The organism is Spirulina subsalsa PCC 9445 (assembly GCF_000314005.1).
GTDB classification, from domain to species: Bacteria; Cyanobacteriota; Cyanobacteriia; order Cyanobacteriales; family Spirulinaceae; genus Spirulina_A; species Spirulina_A subsalsa.
In genome coordinates this window covers 2,535,360-2,555,804 of the sequence record NZ_JH980292.1, presented here as the reverse complement: position 1 = coordinate 2,555,804, position 20,445 = coordinate 2,535,360, and the positions used below count along the sequence as shown (strand labels likewise).

At 49.1% G+C, this 20,445-nt stretch carries 14 protein-coding genes, 2 pseudogenes and 1 riboswitch; of the genes and pseudogenes, 5 read left to right on the top strand and 11 right to left on the bottom strand.

Features of this window, described 5'->3' with window-relative positions:
- Window positions 1-109: 109 nt before the first annotated feature.
- On the top strand, window positions 110-835 hold the full coding sequence (locus tag SPI9445_RS0111795) for an ABC transporter ATP-binding protein (protein ID WP_017304955.1): 726 nt from the start codon (window positions 110-112) through the stop codon (window positions 833-835).
- Window positions 836-1,062: 227 nt separating this feature from the next.
- On the opposite strand, the gene SPI9445_RS0111790 is transcribed toward SPI9445_RS0111795, so the two are convergent.
- From SPI9445_RS0111790 to pyrR, 4 genes and pseudogenes are all read right to left on the bottom strand, one after another.
- Complete coding sequence (locus SPI9445_RS0111790) at window positions 1,063-2,460, bottom strand: efflux RND transporter periplasmic adaptor subunit (protein WP_017304954.1); 1,398 nt, start codon at window positions 2,458-2,460, stop codon at window positions 1,063-1,065.
- 106 nt (window positions 2,461-2,566) lie between these two features.
- On the bottom strand, window positions 2,567-4,933 hold the full coding sequence (locus SPI9445_RS0111785) for an ABC transporter permease (protein WP_017304953.1): 2,367 nt from the start codon (window positions 4,931-4,933) through the stop codon (window positions 2,567-2,569).
- 208 nt (window positions 4,934-5,141) lie between these two features.
- Window positions 5,142-5,468: pseudogene (locus SPI9445_RS0111780) on the bottom strand (RNA-guided endonuclease InsQ/TnpB family protein); the annotation flags it as partial.
- A 223-nt stretch (window positions 5,469-5,691) separates the two neighbouring features.
- Window positions 5,692-6,231 carry a bifunctional pyr operon transcriptional regulator/uracil phosphoribosyltransferase PyrR gene (gene pyrR, locus SPI9445_RS0111775; RefSeq protein ID WP_017304951.1) on the bottom strand — a complete coding sequence of 180 codons (540 nt, stop codon included), beginning with the start codon at window positions 6,229-6,231 and terminating at the stop codon, window positions 5,692-5,694.
- Window positions 6,232-6,580: 349 nt separating this feature from the next.
- Between pyrR and SPI9445_RS30540 the strand changes: the two genes are divergently transcribed.
- Window positions 6,581-6,727: a hypothetical protein gene (locus SPI9445_RS30540; protein ID WP_164674515.1), complete on the top strand. Its 147-nt coding sequence runs from the start codon at window positions 6,581-6,583 to the stop codon at window positions 6,725-6,727.
- A gap of 143 nt (window positions 6,728-6,870) precedes the next feature.
- On the opposite strand, the gene SPI9445_RS30535 is transcribed toward SPI9445_RS30540, so the two are convergent.
- Entirely contained in the window at window positions 6,871-7,029 is a 159-nt protein-coding gene (locus SPI9445_RS30535; RefSeq protein ID WP_017304950.1) for a hypothetical protein, read from the bottom strand.
- A gap of 297 nt (window positions 7,030-7,326) precedes the next feature.
- Here SPI9445_RS30535 and SPI9445_RS0111765 point away from each other — a divergent pair, with 297 nt between their 5' ends.
- Entirely contained in the window at window positions 7,327-8,202 is an 876-nt protein-coding gene (locus tag SPI9445_RS0111765; RefSeq protein ID WP_017304949.1) for an EF-hand domain-containing protein, read from the top strand.
- A 43-nt stretch (window positions 8,203-8,245) separates the two neighbouring features.
- Here SPI9445_RS0111765 and ispD read toward each other — a convergent pair whose 3' ends face one another.
- Complete coding sequence (gene ispD, locus SPI9445_RS0111760) at window positions 8,246-8,941, bottom strand: 2-C-methyl-D-erythritol 4-phosphate cytidylyltransferase (RefSeq protein WP_017304948.1); 696 nt, start codon at window positions 8,939-8,941, stop codon at window positions 8,246-8,248.
- Between the two features lie 476 nt (window positions 8,942-9,417).
- On the opposite strand from ispD, the gene SPI9445_RS0111755 reads away from it, so the two are divergent.
- On the top strand, window positions 9,418-10,347 hold the full coding sequence (locus SPI9445_RS0111755) for a lysylphosphatidylglycerol synthase domain-containing protein (RefSeq protein WP_017304947.1): 930 nt from the start codon (window positions 9,418-9,420) through the stop codon (window positions 10,345-10,347).
- Window positions 10,348-10,446: 99 nt separating this feature from the next.
- Here SPI9445_RS0111755 and SPI9445_RS0111750 read toward each other — a convergent pair whose 3' ends face one another.
- The 5 genes and pseudogenes from SPI9445_RS0111750 to SPI9445_RS31120 form a co-directional block, all read right to left on the bottom strand.
- Window positions 10,447-11,388 carry a methyltransferase domain-containing protein gene (locus tag SPI9445_RS0111750; RefSeq protein ID WP_017304946.1) on the bottom strand — a complete coding sequence of 314 codons (942 nt, stop codon included), beginning with the start codon at window positions 11,386-11,388 and terminating at the stop codon, window positions 10,447-10,449.
- A 77-nt stretch (window positions 11,389-11,465) separates the two neighbouring features.
- Entirely contained in the window at window positions 11,466-12,641 is a 1,176-nt protein-coding gene (locus SPI9445_RS0111745) for a fatty acid desaturase (protein ID WP_017304945.1), read from the bottom strand.
- 13 nt (window positions 12,642-12,654) lie between these two features.
- Complete coding sequence (locus SPI9445_RS30530) at window positions 12,655-13,122, bottom strand: hypothetical protein (protein ID WP_026079728.1); 468 nt, start codon at window positions 13,120-13,122, stop codon at window positions 12,655-12,657.
- Window positions 13,123-13,482: 360 nt separating this feature from the next.
- Window positions 13,483-13,648, bottom strand: a riboswitch (cobalamin riboswitch).
- 95 nt (window positions 13,649-13,743) lie between these two features.
- Window positions 13,744-14,025 (bottom strand): annotated as a pseudogene (locus SPI9445_RS0111735) (Uma2 family endonuclease); the annotation flags it as partial.
- 138 nt (window positions 14,026-14,163) lie between these two features.
- Window positions 14,164-19,941 (bottom strand): hybrid sensor histidine kinase/response regulator, encoded by a 5,778-nt coding sequence (locus SPI9445_RS31120; protein WP_017304942.1) that lies wholly within the window; start codon window positions 19,939-19,941, stop codon window positions 14,164-14,166.
- A 358-nt stretch (window positions 19,942-20,299) separates the two neighbouring features.
- Between SPI9445_RS31120 and SPI9445_RS31650 the strand changes: the two genes are divergently transcribed.
- On the top strand, window positions 20,300-20,428 hold the full coding sequence (locus SPI9445_RS31650; protein WP_017304941.1) for a hypothetical protein: 129 nt from the start codon (window positions 20,300-20,302) through the stop codon (window positions 20,426-20,428).
- The last annotated feature ends 17 nt before the right edge of the window (window positions 20,429-20,445 follow it).

Sequence of the window (20,445 nt, the reverse complement as noted above, 5' to 3'; positions counted from 1 at the left end):
CCCGTAGAAGCAGGAAAGCCTCATAGTGATATGGGGAAGCCCGCACCGTACCCGTAGGGTCGGTGTCGGGAGGATGTCACCAAATTTTGCATCCCTCTCGTTTAAGCTTATGAGTCTAGCTACTCCTGCCAAAACGGTCGTCTTTGAGATGACCCATGTTTCCAAAACCTATCGCATGGGAGAAGTCACGGTAGAAGCCCTAAAAGGGGTAAATTTAGACCTCCGCGAGGGGGAGTTAGTTGTGTTATTGGGGCCTTCGGGGAGTGGGAAGTCTACCCTGTTGAATATTTTGGGGGGGTTGGATATTCCCTCCTCGGGAAGAGTCCGTTTTCGCGAACGCGATTTAACCTCAGCCAATGAGACCGCCCTAACCCGCTTTCGCCGGGAGTGTGTGGGTTTCGTCTTCCAATTTTACAATCTGATCCCCAGTTTAACGGCTCGGGAAAATGTCGCCCTCGTGACGGAAATTGCCCCCCACCCCCTTCACCCCAAAGCGGCGTTAGGATTGGTGGGGTTAGAACATCGGGTGGATCACTTTCCCGCTCAACTTTCGGGGGGGGAACAACAACGAGTTGCGATCGCCCGAGCGATTGCCAAACGGCCACAAGTCTTACTCTGTGACGAACCCACGGGAGCGCTGGACTACCGCACCGGAAAGTTAGTGTTACAAGTGATTGACCGCATCAACCGGGAACTGGGAACAACTACCGCCATTATCACCCACAATGCAGGCATTGCCGCGATGGCCGACCGGGTGATTCACATGAGAAGTGGCGAAATTACCCATATTGATGTCAACACCGAGAAGGTCAAGCCCGATCATCTAGAGTGGTAATTTGCAGGAGCAGGGGAGAGGGGGAGAGGGGGAGCAGGGGAGAGGGGGAGCAGGGGAATAGTGGGTAGTGAATAGCCAAAACTCTTTTATTTTAGGGAACAGGGAACAGGGAACAGGGGGGGAGAGTTCCCGGACTCCCGACTCCCGATTCCCGACTCCCGACTCCCTAGGGCGCAAGCATTGCGCCCCTACACCGATTCCCGACTCCCGACTCCCGACTCCCCCTCTTAACGGGGTGCGACTAGAGTTTCATGTTGAATCTGTGCGGAGGGGTGCAGAATGACCTGATCTCCCTCCGATACCCCCTCTCGAATGACGGCGGCAAATTCCCCCCGTTGCCCCACGTCTACGGGGGTTTTTAAGGCTTTCCCCTCTTCAACCACAAAAGTACACCATGCTTGCTGTTGACAACGGAATAGGGCGCTGATGGGGAGGGTGAGAACGTCTTGATCTTCCCAGACGACAATTTTGGCATCGACGCGGTAGCCATCGCCTAAACTGGGGGGAGGATTCAGAAGGTCTGCAATCACATTCACGCGCTGTTCTTCTACGCCTAACGCCGACACTTTGGTAAAGGCGGAGGGTTCGAGATAACGGACTTGGGCGGTCAGGGGTTGTTCTCCGCCCCAATGTTCTAGGATGATTTTGTTGCCCGGTTGAATGCGCACAGCATCACTGGAGAGGACATCAATCACCAGTTCTAATTGTCCGGTGTTGCCTAACTCCACAATCGGGGTTCCGGCGGCAATGTGGCGATCGCTTTTTTCCAAGACACGCAACACTTGACCGGATACGGGGGATTTAATGATGGTTTGAATGGCATCGTCCGTTAAGCGGGTGAGTTCCGCTTGTACGCTGGCAATTTGGGCATCATAGACCCGCAGTTGATAGTCTGGATCTTGTTGTTCGGCTTGTAAACGGGCGAGTTCTGCTTGTTGGGCGGCGATATCGGTAGTCACGCGATCGCGTTCTCGTTCCGCTACGGTGACATCTTGGCGACGAGTGTTTTCCGTGAGTTGTGCTTCTTCTAACTGTTGTCGGGGTAAGGCTCCACTGGTCACTAATCCGGCGATACGCTGACGATCTCGGGTGGCTTGGTCTAAATTAGCCTTCGCTTGTTCTACCCGGGCTTGGGCGGCTTGTTTTTGGGCTTCTAGGCCGCTGATTTGCGATCGCACCTGAGCCAGTGATTCTTGTTTCGGCCGCAGGGTAGCCACCCCTTCCCGTTGGGCTTGAAGTTCCTGTAAACGGGCTTGGGTGGATCTGACTTGGGCGGTGAGGGGGAGGGGATCAATCCGGGCGATCACTTGGCCTTGTTGAATGCGATCGCCTTCATCGAGTTGCACCCGGCGCAAATTCCCCCCCACTGAGGCGGACACGGTATAACGGGATTGTATCCGCGTTTTCCCTTCTGCATTCACCGTTACTTGTAAAGCGTCTCGTTCCACAGTGGCCATATCTACCAACACCGGAGAGGGGCGCAACGCCACCCACACCGCCCCCATGAGTCCCACACCTCCCACAAGATATAAGATATTTCGGGTGAGATGCTTTAAGCGTTTTTTCCCTTGGGTGCTGCTCGTTTCTTCTTGGAATGTCGTTGGATTAGTTAAGGATTGACTCATGATCTTTAGGTGATAGTGATTAGTGAATAGTGATTAGTGAACAGGGAGCAGGGGAGCAGGGGAGATGTCTATTACCTATTACCTATTCCCTATTTGCCAAAATCCATTACTCCCTTGTTTTCAAGACTTCAACTAAATTTAACCCGTTCAATTGCTTACGAATGAGAAACCCAGAAATAGCGGCCGCGAATAATACAGTAATCGAGGTAAAAATATAAGTAGATTGTTGAATGACTAACGGAACGCGATACATTTCCGTGTTATAAGCCATCGACATTAAAGCCGAAAGACCATAACCAAAAACCATTCCGACAGGAATCGCCGCCACAATTAAAATAGCCTGTTCTCCTAACAAAATAAACGCCACCTCCTGACGAGAAAACCCGATAATGCGTAAACTTGCTAACTCTCGACTGCGTTCAGACAGGGCAATGCGCGCCGAATTATAAACTACGCTAAAGGTAATAATTACAGCAAACACCACTAAAACCCCAGTAAACACCTTGAGATTTTGTCCGCTAATCTTCTCAAAACTATTTAACATTGATTCTCGCGTAGAAATCCCCGCCACTCCCGGCATTTGTTTCAATTGTTCATAAAGAGGTTTAAGAAACTTTGCATCAACAGATAAATAAGCTCCGGAAACCGTTGCCCCTTCCTGCATAAATTCATTTAACGCTGTAATATCCATATAGGCATTAACCCCTACCATTTCCTCCACAAAACCCACCACCGGAACCTCTCGCACAGGACGACTTCCTTCTAATACTTCCACCGTCAAAATATCACCAATTTTGAGATGTAGAATTTCCCCTAACTTTTGGGTCATAACAACCCCCTGACTCGGTAAACGAACGGGTCTTAGTTGGTCATCTAATAAACGGCGAAATTGTCCTTGAGGATCAATGCCAGTCAGGCCTAAACGATACTGATAATGCTCATGACGGAGACGCGCTGGCACGGAACGAAAGGTTTCTGACTGTAACACCCCTTGCCATTGGGCGATTTCGTGGCGAGTGCGCGCTGGGCGAGGTTCCGTAAAAACAATGGTCATGTCCTCCCGTTGCACCTGACGGAACTGTACATCCATCAAGTAGTTCAAGGCATCGCTTAAGTAACTCCCCGTCATGAGAATAGCCACCGCTACCGCTACCCCAAGGATAGAGAGCGCCGCTTGTATAGGTTTCCGTTCCAAGTTGCGCAAAATAATGCGCCCACTGGGGGAAAATAGCCCCTGTAAGCCTAGTTTCTCAATGATGGTGGGTTTATACTCCGTGGGGGGTTCCGGGCGCATAGCGACGGCAGGAGGCAGCACAGCCGCACGATGGACAGGGATCACTCCTCCCAGAATAGCGGCGATCGCACTAATGGCAATAGCACCCAAAATCAGACGAGAATCAGCGTGATAGGTGAGAAGGGGAAAGCGAAAATACTCGGTATAGAGTTCCGTTAAACCTTTCCCTAACCATAATCCCCCTAAAGTCCCCAAGATAGATCCGCCCAGAATAATCGCGAGGACAAACTTGAGATAGTGCGCCCCAATACTCATAAAACCGTAGCCAAAGGCCTTAAGCACCCCGATTTGTTCCCGTTGAGTTCCAACCAAACGGGAAAGGACGATATTGAGCAAAAAAGCAGCAATGGCCAAAAAGATCGTTGGTAACATCGTAGCCGTGACTTCCAAGCTGGTGATCTCATCGGAAATAATGCGATGGGATAACTGATCCGAACGTCCATAAGCCCCCAAACTCCCATAGCCATCTAGAATATGATCCAGTTGGTTAACCACCTCCACTTCCCGCGCTTGTGGGCTGAGGGTCAGGGTAATATTATTAAAAGCCCCATCCATATTGAAGGCACTACCCAAAGCATCCCGACTGATCCACAACAGACCAAAACTTTTACTATCAGGATAAATGTCCGCCCCTCCTCGTACTTCGTAGATATATTCAGGGGAGAGAGCAATTCCGACAATTTGCAACTGTTGCCAGCGCCCGTTAATCACCGCCCCGATTTTATCCCCAATGGCCAAATCATTGGCTTCGGCAAAAGCTTCACTAATTAAGATTTCATCCCCTCGATTAGGGGCAATATAGCGACCTTGACTGATATGAATATCATTTAAACGGGGATGTTGTTGGGGAGGAATGGAAATTAACCGTCCGGTGGCGGGTTCTACACGATCGGGTAAGTTTAAGTTAACATCCACCACAATCCGCGTTTCTGTTTGGGCGACTCCGGGTATATCCTGAATCCGGGCTTCTAGGGAGTTGGGGGCGCGTTTAACACTGGCGAAAACTTCGGCGAAATGGTAACGATCGTAATAGGTCTGTTGGGTGAGTTGGAGGGAGTTATAAGCACTTTGAGCCATGACAAAGCAGGCAATCCCACAAGCAACGACTAGCGCAATGGCTAGGGCTTGTCCCCACAATCGTCCTAAATCTCGGAATAGTTTACGGTCTAGCGCTGGCATGACTCCTCAAGTATCAGGGCTTGTCCCTATTCTGGCAATAGAACTCTAGGAGTTGGCAACTTTTAAGGTATTTTTTAAATACTTAGGGCTTGCTGTTCACTTCGTGACGCGTTGCGTAGCAATATAACTCTGCTCTGGGTGGAAAACAGAGAACGGGGAACAGGAAGGGGAGTCGGAAAAAGGCAAGCCTTTTTGATTATTTATCCCTACTTAAAGACTGCCGACCATGCTTTGACTTGAAACGGGGTAACTGCGCCCGTTTCTCAAAAAAGTTTTTGTAGGCAGTAGAAAGATTAAGTGCAACCACTTGTAAGGATTGGGAGTAGGCATCTGTTAGCCAAGGATATTCCTTTTTTAGTTTAGGTAACAGGCTTTGAATGTATCCACGAGACAATCCTTTCCCCGTCTCGATATAGTTTTTTTGGCACAAGTCTAAGGCAAAATTCCAATACCAACGACAGCATCTGAACGCCTTAGCCAGGGATACTTTTTGCTCGTCAGTAGGATAGATACGATACTTGTAAGCCTTATACATTATCGAGAACCAGTGTTGCCGATAACAGTGTAACAGATTATCTAAGGATTTTATCTAAGGATTCGCTGTCGCTCAGTTTATTACTGGGTTGCTATCCATCCCCTCCCTGCAAGCGAGGAAGGGGAATTCCGCAACATTTTTGTTAAACGCTCTATTCAGGAACAAGAAAAGCCGTCCTAGAAAGACGGGGTTTTAGATCAAATGTTTTGATCAGAATTGTGAATCAAGAGCCACGAGTTAATTCTACCGCATCTCTGCCATCAATTGTCTGGAAATAAACCTTGACATTTTCATCCGAGGAAGTGGGTAAGTGCTTCCCGGTAAAATCAGGATGAATGGGCAATTGCCGATGACCCCGATCTACTAAAACCGCTAAATAAATCACTTCTGGTCTACCATATTCAATCACTGCATTTAATGCCGCACGAATGGTTCGCCCTTTATAGATCACATCATCCACCAAAACCACGATTTTTCCAGTTAAATCAAAGGGAATCTGACTCTTGGCTGGGGTTCTCATGCCAATCTGATCTAGATCGTCTCGATAAAAGGTAATATCTAACGCTCCAGTCAGGACGGTTTCTTGTTCTAATATCTCAATTTGGGCGGCTATCAGTTCAGCAAGGGGAACTCCTCTAGTATAAATACCTATTAAAACGAGCTTAGAAAGATCCCCAATCCGTTCAATAATTTCTGAGGATAAACGGGTAATTGTCCGGCGGATTTCTTCTGAAGACAGGATTTCAACAATAGCAGTAGACATAGACGATCTTTGAATTGGGAGTAGATTGCATTTTAGGCGATCCAAGGGATTTAAACTAATGTCGGGCAGAATTTCCTGATCCTCGTAATTGTTAGGGATGAATGCCCGACGAACCAGTAAACGGCAAAATCTCCATTTTCTCTTATCTTTTGCTATCATTGCTGGTGATTGCAAACCACCTGTTCGTGAAACGTTGCGTAGCAATCGACTAAGAGGCTTCGCAAGACGAATAAAACCGTGTTTGAGTTGAGTTGGCTTGAGTTGAGTTGTTGTTGGAAGCCCCAACTTCAGCGAGGCAAGTTGGGGTACTTCAAAGGACTTAGGTCCCCATGAAACGAGGAGTCATAAAATGCACCAACCTACTGATCCCAAAAAGGATCGTTTTCCACTCTGGACAACTGTTTTGTTGTTTGCCCTTACGGGATTAACGATGTACTTTGCCCCTTTACCTGATGCTGGCGGAAATCGACCCGCTATGAGCCGTATGGGCGGTTAAGGTGGCGACATTTCAGGTCTGTTGTAGCACTTATTGTATGGGTTCTCAAGGGGTCGTGATCCACTGTCAAGACTCAGGGGAAAGAGAAAGCGTGATTTGTTAACACTTTCTTCTTTCCCCCCCTTTTTTTGGGCTGATTTTGATTAACGCTTCATGATCTCTGTTGACGCTCCCCGCGCTAAGGAAATGGCTAAGGGAGACAAAAGATGTCCCGGATAAACGACACTCCCAAATACTTGCACGGCTAAGGTTTCGTCCAGTTCTGCTTTGCGCTGTTTTCTCAGTTTTGCCGATCTGCCCATATCCCGCTCCCTCCTTCATTCTGATTCAGAATGTTACTGATTGTGAATGTCTTCTCATTTTTAGGATTCCCAATTTTGGTATAACAGCATACAAAATCTTAAAAGAATTTAAAATTGTGTCTGAGGAAGGTTCAAGGATGGAAGGAGCAGGTTCAGTTGGTGTGTGGGTGATTGAGGGGGGATAATAGGGAGGCATGGAGTGAGGTACAATTACGAAGGCCTTGTTATATGTTTGATTAACTCATAACCCATCTATCCCCCTACATCCCGGTGAAAGATTTTTTTCGACTTGGCTCTATGGCAAATCCAGATGCTTCTACTTCCTTTCCGTTTGGCTATCAACAACGTCTTCAGGAATTATTGGAGTCACAATGGCAGGTGGGGGAGAGTTATGCTCGCTTTGCCGAACGGTTGGGGTTAGGGTCAGGAAAAACCCTGAAAGCCTGGCTTACGCAGGATTTTAAGGCGGAACCCGATCCCCAGAAGTTGCGGAAGTTGGCGCAGTTTTTGGGCTGGAGTTATTGGGAATTAATCCGCTATTTGGACACGGGGAAACAACCGGAGATCGCACTCTCCCCGGAGGTTTCTCCCTCCTCTCCTTCTCGTGTCTCCGTTCATCAGCCTTCCCCTCTTAAGGGATCTCCTCAGTTTTCTCGGGGGTTGTTATTGGCCGCAACGCGACAAATGCAGGATCTCGCGGTGACGCTTCAGGAGTTTATTGAGGGCTTACCTCCAGAACACTGGTATCAGGCACAGCCGGGGGTGGAGGCTAAGGAGTTTTCTCCTCCCTCTCTGTCTGCACCTCCCCCTCCTTCTATGGTTGAGGCATTACTTGAGGTGGCTAATCCAGAGGCGGACGCGGAGAAAGAGACGGCAACCCCTGCGGCTCCGGTGATGACTTTAGCGAAGATGATTGAGATATGTTTAGAGAAGGCGGCGATGAGTCCAACTCAGTTACGGGATCGGATTGACGATTATCGGCGCTATTCTTCTTTGCGATCGCCTTTAACGGCCGAAGAGTTTAATGCTATGTGTGAAGGGACTCTCATCCCCCAAAGTGAAGCCCAACTAGAGGAACTGGCGGATATTGTAGACCGCGATCGCGATTACTTCTCAACCAATGAGTGGTTAAAAGCTTGGATTGCCTCGATTTATCATGGAAATGTCTCCTGAACTACCCGGCGGCAAGGGGTGGAGTCGTTTGCTACGCAACGTTTCACGAACACGAAAGCATCAACCGTTGACGGAGGATAAACTCCGCGATCGCCAAATCTACCGGAGTCGTAACCTTTAAGTTCGTTTCCTCCCCTTCCACAATCTTCACCGGGATCTCGCACTTCTCCAACAAAGCCGCATCATCGGTTACTTGCCAGCCTTGTTCCCGGCCGTATTGGTGACAGCGTTTCAATAACTCCACCTCAAATCCTTGGGGGGTTTGGGCAGCCCAGAGATATTGGCGATTGGGGGTGTCGGTGATCAGATGCTGTTCATTGACGACCTTAATCGTATCCTTAACGGGAATCGCGGCAATTAAACCTTGACAATGGAGTAATTCCGCCGCACAGCGATCAAATAATTCTGGGCTGGCTAAACATCTCGCTCCGTCGTGAATTAAGACCCGATCTGCTCGTTCAGGAAGGCCTTGTAAACCGTTATAAACCGAATCTTGGCGGGTTTCTCCTCCTTGAATGAACTGGAGAGGTTTGGTGAGTTTTAGGGATTCTGCGATCGCCTTAAACTCATCAAAATCATAAAGCTGTCCCATAATCCCAATCCAAGTAATCGATTGAGACGCTTCGGCTGCCTTCAACGTCCAAGCCAGCAACGGTTGCCCTAACAAGGACAGTAATAGTTTATTGCGACTACTGCCCATTCGTCGCCCCATACCCGCCGCCGGAATCAATAAATACATAAGTTTTTTCTTAACAAGCGTCTTGTTCCATCTTTTCTTGATACCCTCACCGCCGTGAACGGACGGAAATTCGTGACATCCTCCCGACACCGACCCTAGGGGTACGGTGCGGGCTTCCCCATATCACTATGAGGCTTTCCTGCTTCTACGGGAGGCTCTAGATATCTTTTTAGGGACATCCCCGATAACCTCTTCCGACCCAGGCAGCTTAACCCCAAAATCGTTTCACTCGCGTTAATATCACGGTCATGGTGAGATCCACAATTGGGACAATTAATTTGGACAACCAATCTTACACAGCCCAAAGTGCGCTACAATAGCGACTCTTGTTCAGGTGTAGGGTAAGAATAGGCTCTTTCCAAGTGCCGCATTCTAGCACATATTTTGTGAAAGGGCTAAGATTTAAATTCAAGCCGCCCTAAAAGGCTTGTCCTGAGCAAAGTCGAAAGGGCGGGGTTTCAGGCCCAAAGTTTTCAATGAAATGGCTGACTCAATCCCTCTATCCTCGTCTTAAACCTTACCTGCGCTGGCTGGTTATGGGGGGGGTGGGGTTTTTCCTGTTGCAAACCCTGAGTACCCACTGGTCAGAAGTTCTCACCTTAGAAGTAGAGAGAGGGAGTGGGTTAAAATTGGCGATCGCCCTCTTCCTAACCCTCCTCGCTCATATTTGGTCCGGTTGGGTGTGGGGGTGGATTCTCAAAACCCTACAATATCCCGTCACAGCGCAATGGAGCATCCGGGTCTATCTCCTGACCAATTTAGCCAAATACCTCCCCGGCAATGTGTGGCATTTTTACGGTCGTGTCGTGGCAGCCCAACGGCAAAATGTCCCCCTAGCCATTGCCACCCTTAGCGTCCTCCTAGAACCCCTACTCATGGTCGCAGCCGCCCTCCTGTTGACCCTCCTCCTCCGTCCCAACCTTTACCTTGCCCTCCAACTCCCCATTCTCACAGGGCTTCTCATTGCCATTCACCCCCGCTTTCTTAACCCCCTTCTGCGGGCAGCCTCCCAAATCAAAGGCCGTCTCAAAGGAGTCCCCCAAGCCGGATATTCCCTCCCCACCATCACTCACTACCCCCTCAAACCCCTTGCCGGAGAACTCATTTTTCTCCTCCTCCGGAGTAGTGGTTTTCTCCTCACCCTGTTCGTCTTTCACCCCCTCACCCCAGACCAACTCCCTCTGCTCATCAGCAGTTTTTGTCTAGCTTGGCTGCTGGGTTTAGTTATCCCTGGCGCCCCCGGTGGGATTGGGATTTTTGAAGCCACCATGCTCTCCCTCCTACAGCCCCAATGGAGTCCCAGCGTCATCCTAGCCACCGTCGCCGTTTATCGTTTAATCACCACCCTCGCAGAAACCCTAGGCGCGTTTTTGGCCTGGCTGTCCCAGAAACGGTTTAGTTTTTAACGAGGGAATCGGGAATCGGGAATCGGGAATCGGGAATCGGGAATCGGGAATCGGGAATAATTATCAATTCTCCCCTGCTCCCCCGCTCCCCCTCTCCCCCTATTCCCGCACCGCCCGGAACATCCCGAATCGACACAAACCCGCCCCAAACGCTAACCGCATTAACAACAACGTGGGAACTTCCCGCAAAGACTTCAACAATCCCGTCACCCCAAAGCGAATAATCCCCTCTGGCCGTGCTACCCCTTGCCAAATCGAATCAAGCCAAGAGGGTAGAGTTTGGGGTGTCCAGTCCGTCGTGGTGACTTCACCTGCCACCAATCCCGTGGCCGCTAGGTCTTCAGCAAACCCTTCAATACTGGCAAAAGCAGGATGGGCCCATTGGTCTAAAAGTTGCTGCATGACAGGCTTTTCCCAGAAATTCAAAGGCTTTTGGCGGTCATCTCGTTGATTCCAGTCCGCCACCACCAAAATTCCCCCCGGTTTCAACACTCGCAATAACTCTTGAGCAAATAAAGCCTTATCCGACATATGAGGCCCCGCTTCAATAGACCACACCACATCAAAACTCCCGTCGGGGAAAGAGAGCGCTAAAGCATCATCCACCTGAAACTGAGCCATCAGACCCGGAGGAGTGAGTTCCTGAGCGCGTTTGACCTGCTGAGGACTAATCGTAACACCTGTCACAGCAAAGCCGTAATCTTGCGCCAGAATGCGACTACTCCCCCCAATCCCACATCCCACATCTAAAACCGTCGTACCAGCCGGAAGCCCCTCTAATCCCCCCCAGCGCACCATTTCATGAACAAAATCCTCCTTGGCTTTGAGGAAATCCTTGCGTTGAGGGGGGGAGCCATAGTGACCGAGGTGGATATGTTCTCCCCAATAAAATTCAAGGATACCGTCATTAGTCCAATCATCATAGGAGTTAGCGACGGAATCAGTGGATTGATATTTCCGAGGAAAGAAAAGGTAGATGGCTAATCCGAAAAACAGGGCAAATAACAGAACAGCAAGGGTAATTAGTACAAGGTTAAACATGGCTGAATTTGATTAATCTTGGGTCATTTTTAAGGTTTCTGGACGATTGGGGCAGACGAATCTAGATTCCCTAGGGTTTAGGTTTGCTCACGAAAGGAGGCAATACTTATTAGGCGGTTTGACTCCCCATCCCACAGCAAGAACTGGCAACAGTCGAATAAGTCTCTGATGTGCAATGTCTTCACCTCGGAGAGTAAATGACGATTTTCCGCATGACAAGCGGCGAGATGGTAATTAGGAATTCTAGAGGAGAGATGATGAATATTGTGGTAGCCAATATCGGCGGTAAACCACCTCAAAAGGGCTGGCAATTCTAAATAACTGCTTCCCTTAACTGCTCCTAAAACATAATCCCAGCCTGCTGTTTTGTGGGCATAAGATCCCTCAAAAATGTGTTGTACAAAGAAGATCCAAATAAAAATAGTCGCAGAACAACCCAGGGTGATGGAGTAAATACTCCAAAATAGCCCAACCCCCCATAAATGACTGAGAAAAATCCAGCCACAAATTACACAAATATTGTTAAACAGGAGATCCCAAAACTCTGTAGCTGACTGCCAGTGTTTGGAGGAATGGGCGGATATTGTTGACCCTAGGTTAAACTCTGAATCTTTTTGAATCTCTGTGACTAGATAACGGACGAAATCGTAAACTCCCAGAATCAAAATAAGTCTGGGTTTAATCACTAAGTAAAAAAAGCCGCCCGGAATCGCCATAAAGGGATTCCGTAGGATTTCATAGAGTTTTTGATTGAACGAATTAAGCTGGGAAAATTCCTCAGTAGATAGGAAATCGGCAACCCCTCGATAACGCTCCCAGTCGCCATTAGTTTTGTGATGGTAAGCATGATCTCTGGACCAACCATATTGGGGCATAGCGTTGATTACACCGAGCAGAAATCCCATAATGCGGTTCATCCGTTTTGAGCGAAACAGAGAATAATGTCCGCAATCGTGCATTAGGGAAAAACAGCGTAGGGAGAAGAGAATGAGTAGGGTAATAATTGGTGGGAGAAACCATAAAGAAATAGAAGCGGTTTTGATGGCTAACATCCATAAAAGAACGTAGGGGACAATGGTATTAACAATTTGATAAGTTGCCCTTAGATTGCTGCTTTTGATGTATGGGGTTAAGACAAAATCAGATTTTTTAAGGTTATCTGATGTTTTTGGGGGATGGGAGGTTTGAGATTTGATCAAGGGATGAATAGAGGTGGGAATTTTTCCAGAACGGTGTAAGTAATTGTTGAGCATAGTTGATTTTGCGTCAATTTCCTAAAGTAGGATTTTCGAGGTGGAATTCTGACCAACGGCGCTTTACTTGGTTGTAGACTGTGGATAAGGGGATTTTGGATTGTAGAGAATGAACAACAACTGTACCATTTCCCTGAATTACAACAATGATTTCGCGGGTGGGGTTATAAGTTGCGTTCGTGAAACGTTGCTTAGCAATCGCCTGAATGAGAGAAGGAATCGCCTCACCCTCCAGATTCAGCGCCTGAAAGTAGCACGCTGCCTCATCTTGAGCAATAAACGTTTGATTAAACTTCACCTGTTCAAGTTGCCAATTTAGTGTTCTGGGTATCCTCTGGGTTATCTCACAAACTAGAAAACCTCGCCCCTGAGATAGATAGCCACAATGGGCGTTATATGCTAAAAAAATGAGGTTTTGTTGAACAAAAGCATCCTGCCAGTAAGGTGAGTTTCTGTGCCATAAATCATGACTAGAGTGCATAGCTATCCCCCCGTAAAATTTGACCTGTCTCTACCGGATAATTTGGGGAGAGAATCTGGATTTTATTCTGGTTTTTGAAGTTCATAATCGTCACATTTTAAGACCTAAAAGAGTCACAAGAAATGAGCGCATTTCTGCGCTGAACTCCGGTGCAAAAATTGGTAATTAACTCTTGATGAAGGATGAGGTGAAATTAGGGAACACCAGAAAGCTTTGAGGGGATTTGTTCCCTCCCTAAAACCGTTTTGCCAGTCGGTTCTCCAGGGGTTTGGTGAAACAGACCTTTCCAGATCAATTCAGAAAAGTTTTTAGATATTATCATCCGTACCTCGCAGACGAAATAGAACAAGTTCGCGCATCTCCAAAGGAGACAATTCGGCGGGCATTCTGACTCAGAGAGTGCTTGCTCTCTTCACAGCTGCGGGACAGTGCCGGATTTGCACCGGACTTTCCCCCTTACCTCTGTTCGCGAAGCGTTGCGTAGCAATGGCTGCTCCCCACCAGAACCGAAAACACGGACACACTATAACACAAGCTTCGGGCAGAAAGAATCCCTCAAGGGATTGTTGACTCATCATCTTCAGCCAGAATCGAGGCGAATCTATAGGAGATGTCTATTCAATCTCTGTCAGCATCAAGGCGCACCGTGCAATTATCCCCTAATTCAATTCCGGGTGTACTTGACCAATAGTAACCCAACCAAGTGATGATACGAGCGTGAGGGTTGCCATGATTGGTAATTCTTAACGGAGAAGCCTTATAAACAATCCCCTCAATGAGTTCGGCTTTTTTGAGATTGGGCATAGCATTATATCTACGCTCAAATTCAAAACGAGTGAGTTTATCGCCATTTTCTAGGGGCGAAATTGTTGATTTAAGGTGAATTTTTGCCTTGGCTATCATAGTTTGGCTCTCCCGACTTTATGGTGATTAGCAAAACGTATCACGAGGGAACAGGGGAAATTCAGGCTTTTGCCCTCAAGTCTATTTGATTGGGTATGACCCTATAAACGATTATCCCAAAAAGCCTACTTTTGGTTCTTAGGGTTCAAGTTCTAACAAGATCTCCCCGTTAATCATGCGCTGGGCGGCATCCAGTAAAATGTCATCGACATAGGGCTTGGTAAAATACCCTCTGGCTCCCCGTTCCGCCGCGATTTGGCGGTGTTTGCGCGCCCCCCGTGAGGTTAACATGGCTACGGGAACTTTCGATAATTCGGGGTCATTTTTCAGTTCCGACAGTAACTTTAACCCGTCCATTTTCGGCATCTCAATGTCACAGAATGTAATATCAGGATTTAACCCCGCTTTGAGTTTTTTCAAGGCATCTTGACCATCCCGCGCTTGTTCGACTTCATAGCCTGCTTTCTCAAAAGTCATGGATAAAAGCGATCGCACCGTTACCGAATCATCAATAATCAAAACCCTCGGCTGCCCCGAATGTTGCACCTTCACCGGACCAGGACTAGGAGGACGTGGGACCTCTTCCGGTGGGAACAATTCCTCTAAGCTAAAACTGGGTTCTTCCGTCTCTGGGGGAGGAGGAGGCGTAACAGGGGCTTCCGGTGGGGCAGTGCTTCCCCCCGTTGTGCGGCCGGGGGTGCGGATACTATTGGGTAACAACACCTCCCCCGCCCGAATCCGTTCGGCGGCCTGTAATAATTCCTGTTCTACATAGGGCTTGGTGAAATACCCACTCGCCCCCCGTTCCGCCGCTACCTTACGATGGCGTTCGGCACCCCGGGAGGTCAACATGGCCACAGGAATAGCCCCTAATTCGCTGTCGCCTTGGATTTTGCCCAACAGTTCTAAACCATCCATGCGGGGCATTTCAATGTCTAACAGGGCTAAATCCGGCCGGATACCGCCTTGGAGTTTATCCCAGGCTTCCTTGCCATCCCGCGCTTGTTCCACCTCATACCCAGCCTTTTCAAACGTGATGGATAAAAGCGATCGCACCGTCACCGAATCATCCACAATTAACACCGTCGGAGGATGGCTGTCATGGGGATTGGGAGTTGCTGGCAGGGTCGTTCCCCGTGCTACCCCGGCAGTCTCCATAGGCATTTGAACAAGAGTAGGAGTTTCCTTAATGCGCGGTTTACGGGAACTTCCGGCCAACAACACATCCCCCGTCATCATCCGTTGCGCCGCATCTAACAGCACCTCCTCTAAATAGGGCTTCGTGAAATAGCCACAGGCCCCCAACTCCGCCGCCATTTTCCGGTGACGTTCAGCCCCCCGAGAGGTCAACATGGCAATAGGTAACTCCGCCAAAACCTCATCTTTTTGCAGACGGCTTAACAGTTCTAACCCGTCTACCCTCGGCATTTCGATGTCACAGAACACAATATCGCAGGGAAGACCCGAACGCAGTTTTTCCCAAGCATCTTGACCATCTCTCGCCTGTTCCACCCGATACCCGGCCTTCGCAAAAGTCAAGGACAACAACTCCCGAACCGTGATCGAGTCGTCTACAATCAACACCACCGGCTCCCGTTGAATTTGGCTTTCTTCCTGCGCTCGGATGGCGGGCGGAGTTTGCCACATTCCCGCACTCATATCCTTGCGAATGCGACCCTCGGCAATTTCGATTAATTCCAGCACATCCGCGATCGCCATAATGCGGCCATCCCCCTGTACCGTCGCCCCCGCAATCCCCGCCGGTTTGGGAATCGGGCCCAAGAGTTGTTTAATTACAATCTCCTGTTCCCCCAACACCTGATCCACCCCTACAGCCACATAATTACTCGTACTGCGCAGAATCACCACCGAAATCATATTGTCATCCCGTCGCCCCGCGTAGAGATTCGCCCGTCCCAAACGGCGGTTAAAAGACAACAATTCCGAAAGGTGCATATATTGCAGCGTCGTATCTCGCCACTTAATCGACAACTGCCCCTTAGCATTGCGTTGAATATTATTTTGGGGCAGGTCTAGCATATCTTCCACCCCATCCAAGGGGAAGGCAATGGAAGCATTTTCACTAATACAACACAGCGCCTTACAAATACTCAACGTCAGGGGTAAACGAATGGTGAACGTCGTCCCCCGTCCCGGTTTAGAATCAATGCTTACACTGCCTCGAATCTCATTAATACTGGTACGCACCACATCCAAACCAACCCCCCGTCCGGCGAAATTATCCGCCTGATCCTTCGTACTAAACCCCGGATGGAACAGTAGATCATAAACATCCAACTCCGAAAGCTGTTGAGCTTGGCCGGGGGTAATCAAGCCTTTTTGGATAGCTTTAGCTTTGACGCGATCGCTATTAATCCCCGCCCCATCATCACTCACCGCAATCACCGTCTGATTCCCTTGTTGCAGCGCGCTCACCTTCACCAGTCCCGACGGAGGTTTCCCCGCCCGTCGTCGTTCCTCGGGCGACTCAATCCCGTGAGTCAACGCATTATTCACCAAATGGGTCAAAGGATCCGATAAATGCTCCAAAATCATCTTATCGATTAACGTTTCCTGACCCTCCAGTTGTAACGTCGCTTCCTTGCCCAACTGGGGCGCAATCCGCCGCACCGCCAAGGGTAGACGGTTCGCCGTATTACCAAACGACACCATCCGCGACTTGGTTAAGCCCTCCTGTAACTGAGAAGTCACCTGTCGCAACGTTCGCGCCACTTGGTCAATATCATCCACCAAAAACTGAATATCCGAAGCCGACTCCCGTACCCGGACGATTAACTCAATCATCTCCTGAGCCAATTCGTGAAACTTGGTGAAACTATCCATTTCCAAGGAGTCGTAATCATTCTCATGTTCCACCGTAATGGGGGCCGCCCCCGGAATCACCACCTCATGCTTATGTTGGGCGCGGTATTCCCGACGACTGCGCAACAAAGCATCCTCTAACAGCGAGCGTTCATAGAGATCCTGCATTCGTCCCCCCACATCGCTCAAGTTTTGGACTTGGTGCATCAAGTTTTCCAAAAACTGGCGCAGACGTTCCTCATCCCCCTCCAAACTATTCCGATTCACCACCAACTCCCCAATCAAGTTATTGAGGTTATCCATTTGGCGCACCGGAACCTTTAAGGTGGCTTCTACCTTCGAGGACTTAGCGCGTCGCGTTGCCGGAGTCCGTCGTTTGACATCTCCCGGCGGCCCCGCCTGTTGTTGAGTTTGAATTAACAGTTCTTCTAAATCACTAAAATCATCCGTTTCAGGACGGGATTCTGAGGTTGGTCGGGTCGTTGGCGGCGGGGGTGCAGCTTCTAGAGGGTGAGGCGACTGTTCCAGCAGAGTTTCCAATTCTGCCAATGTTGTGGCTAACGGCAAATCCTTTTTCGTTCCGAGACGCTTCGCCAACGCGCTGGGAGGTTGTTCCAACAGGTCGGCTAACTCTTCTAGGGGTTCATAGTAGCTAATTTCACCATTAGAAGCAGTAGAGGGAGTCGCTTCCGGGGCTTTAGATTGCTGTTGAGGTTGGGGAACGATCACAGATTCTTCGGGCATACCACTGAGTAGGGCTTCGAGATCATCCACCCCTTCCACCGGGGATTCTTCGGGCATACCACTGAGTAAGGCTTCGAGATCATCCACCCCTTCCACCGGGGATTCTTCGGGCATACCACTGAGTAAGGCTTCGAGATCATCCACCCCTTCCACCGGGGATTCTTCGGGCATACCACTGAGTAAGGCTTCAAGATCATCCACCCCTTCCACCGGGGATTCTTCGGGCATACCACTGAGTAGGGCTTCAAGATCATCCACCCCTTTCACCTCACCACTCACATCCTCTAAGCCCGCTTCTGCCCCTAACTCAGCCGAGGCAAATAAATCATCAAGGTCTAAACTCTCATCCCCACCCATTCGACCCAATTCGCGGATCCTTCCATGATTACCTGACTCGGGCATTCCAGACAGTCCGAGGTCTTGGGCATCCCCAAACAGATCCTCTAGATCATGCTCTACATCGTCCAATTCAGCGAATAGTTCCTCATTCTGTTCTGGCTCAGAAACCGGGTTAGCCGGCTCAGGAGTGGGGGGATAGTTGGGTGTCATACCAATTTGAGCATTTTTCCCGCTAAAGAAGGCTTCTAGCTCATCCATATCCTGAATCATCGTGTCTTCCCCGCTCAGGATGGCGTTAAATTCCTCATCAACGGCTTGAGCGCTGGGAATGTTCGCATCACTGAAATCAAAACCGGGATCGGTGCTTTGGATGAGGGTACTAAAGGCATCTAGTTCTATGTCCTCCTCCTCAGACTCCAGCAATTCTAAGCCTTCGATTTCCGCCGCTTCCCTCTCCCCCGTTAGACTCCGTTCAGGGGCGGTTGATTCTGAGGAAATATCGAGTAGATCACTAAAATCTTCATCTTCCCCTAGAGTCACTGGCGATGGTGCAGGGGTAGATAAAGGGGGTTCAGGTTCTGGAGTTGTGGGGACGCTGGGGGTTGATTCCCCAAAGGCAAACCCTTCCCCAAATAAGTCGGTTAAGGAATCAAGCTCCTGTCCTTCTGCTAAGGTCAGGTCAGGTTCAAGAAATTGTTCACTGTCTCCTAACAGGTCGGTGTCTGTGCCAAAAAGATCATCGGCTAGGTCTAAATTGTCCTGATCTGAGGGGGTCAGTTCTACTTCTTCCCCAAAGAGATCATCAAGGTTATCGAGGGCATCCTCTCCGGTTAAGGTACTCTCTAAATCCATCTCTAGACTCCGTTCTAGGGCTTCAATGGACTCCAGACCCGTGAGATGGGCCGAACTACTGCTGTCATCGGGTGTGACTTGGAAGGAGGGGAAATCTTGACTGGGGGAACTATCATGAAGCAGGGCTTCTAAATCATCAATACCCTCTGGGCTGAGGTCTTCATCTAGGACTAAACTTTCTAAATCATCACTGCCAGCATCTCCGAATAGGTCGGCAAATTCTCCCTCGTCCAAGAAGCCTAAATCTTCGGGTTCTTCTGGACTCATCTGGGGGTGGTCGGTGAGGGTGGGGGTGGGAGAGGTGTCACTAAAGAAATCATCTAGGTCAGCTAGACTGTCTAGGTCAAGAGCCTCTAGATCAGGGTTTTCTTCGGCAGGAGAGGACATAGGCGGGGTCGTCAGGGTTTGGAGTTGAGAACTGGGGTAAATGTGATCGACCTGGCCTTTAACCCAATATTGGGCCGCTTGGTGCAGGTCGCGCACCATACAATCTAGGGTTTCGCTGTAGGCACTTTGGGGGGTCAGAATGGCCTGTTGACTGGTTTCAACGAGGTTGACCCAAGGGGGACAGGAATGAGTTTCTCCCAGTTTTCTGAGGTTGTGACAGAAACTTTGGATTTGGTGACGGTGGGCGGTATCGTCTGTGGCGCTGCGTAGGGATGCGATCGCCTCCAAATAAGGCAGGATATCCTCTTCGTAGACGGCGCGGGGTAAGGGGGAACTTCCCCGAGGAGAGGTTTGGGGGGAACTCTCCAAATACTGAGTCACTTGGGCAAATAGAGGTTCTATTTCGGCCATCACCGGGGCGGCAAATTCTTCCGGCAGGGTGATTGTTTTCTCAACTTGATCAATCATCCGGCACAATCCCTGATAAATGGGGGATAACAAATGGGTTAAGCCCTCATCAACAGGGCGAGGATTGTTTTTGAGAAACTTAAAATAGTCTTCTAATCGATTGGCTGTCAGACGAATGCTTTCCAAGTCCAGCATGGCCGCTCCCCCTTTGATGGAGTGCGCGCCCCGATAGACCTCCTGAATCATTTCCGGGTCATCTACGGTACTTTGGAGGTCTTGTAAACTTTGTTCAATCACCTCTAGATGTTCTTTGGCTTCAAGAACAAAGTATCCGGTTATTTTCTGGCGTTGTTCGGCATCCATAATCAATTATTAATAATCAATTATCAATAATCACTCTTAGATTTCCGATAATTAGGCTCAAACACCTATTAAACCGTTTCTAAAAGGAGGTTGTAGGAGAGGTCTAATCATTATCAGTCCTCAACCGGGTTGGGGTCGCCCTTGCACTCTTACGCTAGGGTGTTGGCTGGGTGCTTGGGTTTATTGAGTGGTACTGACTTAACTCTAGCCAATCTTGACCCAGTTTAAACAATCACTCTCTCCTCAATTGACCATAGTATCCGGTTTTTTCAGGAGTGACCGTGTAACATTGAAATCTTCCCAACTCTCGGACTTATTCAGCAAGCCCCAAGGTCTGGGAGTGTCAACGGCGAGGAAAATGTTAGAATGTAAAGACGATTTTGGGTCGATGAGAGATCCACCCAAGCCGGGGAATGGGGAATCGGAATTGGGGAAGATTGGGGGGCATGATGGCTTAGGGGTTTTCCGTCCTTCCCATGAAGTGTGAATGGGGTTGTGGGAGGG